Below are 1,714 nucleotides of genomic sequence, written 5' to 3' on the forward strand. Positions count from 1 at the left end.
GGCCGCCGCCGCGCGGTGCCTGGGCATGCCGGTCGCGGACGTCGCCGAGGGGCTCTCGGCGGCGGAGCCCGCCAGCCGCTGGCGCATGGAGGTCACCGAGCGCCCCGACGGGGTCACGGTGGTCAACGACGCCTACAACGCCAACCCCGAGTCCGTCCGCGCCGCCCTCGACACCGTCATTCACATGGCACGCCGGGGACGCGCGTTCGCGGTGCTGGGCGGAATGGCGGAGTTGGGCGCGTCGACGGTCGAGGAGCACGAGAAGATCGGAGCCTACGCCGCCCGGGGCGGCCTGGCGGGTCTCGTCGCCGTCGGCGACACCGCCGAGGCCGTGTTGAAGGGTGCCGGGCAGGTGGGCACATGGACAGGAGAAGGCGTGCAGGTCGAGGATGTCGGCGCGGCGGTGGCCGCGCTGGGCGAACGGTTGCGGCCGGGTGACGTCGTGCTGATCAAGGGATCGCGCGTCGCCGGGCTCGAACGGGTCGCCGAGGCCGTGCTGGCGGCCGTACCCGTCGAGGGGAGCGACGACGCGTGAGGACCATCCTGGTCGCCTCGGCCCTCTCACTGATCATCGCGCTGCTCGGCACCCCGCTGTGGATCCGGCTCGTGCGCCGGCTCGGCTACGGGCAGATGATCCGCGAGGAGGGCCCACAGGCCCACCTCGGCAAACGCGGCACGCCCACGATGGGCGGCACGGTGTTCATCGTCGCCGCGCTCGTCGGGTACTTCATCGCGCACCTGGCCACGACGACGCGGCCGACGGTCTCCGGCGTGCTCGTGCTGCTCCTCATGACCGGGCTGGGCGTCGTCGGGTTCGTCGACGACTACATCAAGGTCTTCAAGCAGCGCAGCCTGGGCCTGCGCAGTGGCGCGAAGATGATCGGCATCATCATCGTCGGCGTGGTGTTCGCGCTGCTGTCCCTGCGCTTCCCCAACGGCTACGACATCACCCCCGCCACCACGCACCTGTCCTTCCTGCGCGACTTCGGTCCCTCGATCGGGCCGTACCTGTTCATCGGCTGGGCGCTGCTGATGATCGCCGGCACGTCCAACGCGGTGAACCTCACCGACGGCCTGGACGGCCTGGCGGCCGGCGCGGTCGGCTCGGTCCTGGGCGCGTACGTCCTGATCGGCAACTGGCAGCTGCGCAACAGCTGCACCGAGGTCGCCCTCGCCCCGAACTGCTACACCGTCCGCGACCCGCTCGACCTGGCGGTCGTCGCCTCGGCCGTGCTCGGCGCCCTCGTCGGGTTCCTGTGGTGGAACGCCCCGCCGGCCAAGATCTTCATGGGCGACACCGGCTCGCTCGGCCTCGGCGGCGTGATCGTCGGCCTGGCCGTGATGACCCGCACCCAGATGCTGTTCATCGTCCTCGGCGGGCTGCCCGTGATCATCACCCTCTCGGTGATCATCCAGGTCGGGTCGTTCAAGCTGACCGGTAAACGGGTGTTCAAGATGGCACCCCTGCAACACCACTTCGAGCTCTCCGGCTGGGCGGAGACCACGATCGTGGTGCGGTTCTGGCTGATCTCGATGTTGTGCGTGGCCGCCGGGCTGGCGCTGTTCTACATCGAATGGATGCCAGGCCATTGACCGGCGCACACGCCACCGGGTGGGACGGCCTGGCCGTCTGCGTCGCGGGCGCGGGGGTCTCGGGCCGGGCGGCGGCGCGTGTGCTCGCGGAGCGGGGCGCCCGGGTCACGGTCGTCGACGC

The 1,714-nt window shown here is 71.1% G+C and carries 2 protein-coding genes; both read left to right on the plus strand.

Features of this window, described 5'->3' with window-relative positions:
• On the plus strand, positions 1-535 hold a 535-nt coding region (locus ACFFNX_RS49235), incomplete at its 5' end, for a glutamate ligase domain-containing protein (RefSeq protein WP_378213376.1).
• Positions 532-1,593: a phospho-N-acetylmuramoyl-pentapeptide-transferase gene (mraY, locus tag ACFFNX_RS49240; protein ID WP_378213377.1), complete on the plus strand. Its 1,062-nt coding sequence runs from the start codon at positions 532-534 to the stop codon at positions 1,591-1,593. The genes ACFFNX_RS49235 and mraY, both read left to right, overlap by 4 nt.
• Positions 1,594-1,714: the final 121 nt, after the last annotated feature.

It is taken from the genome of Actinoallomurus acaciae (assembly GCF_042429965.1).
GTDB lineage: Bacteria > Actinomycetota > Actinomycetes > Streptosporangiales > Streptosporangiaceae > Actinoallomurus > Actinoallomurus acaciae.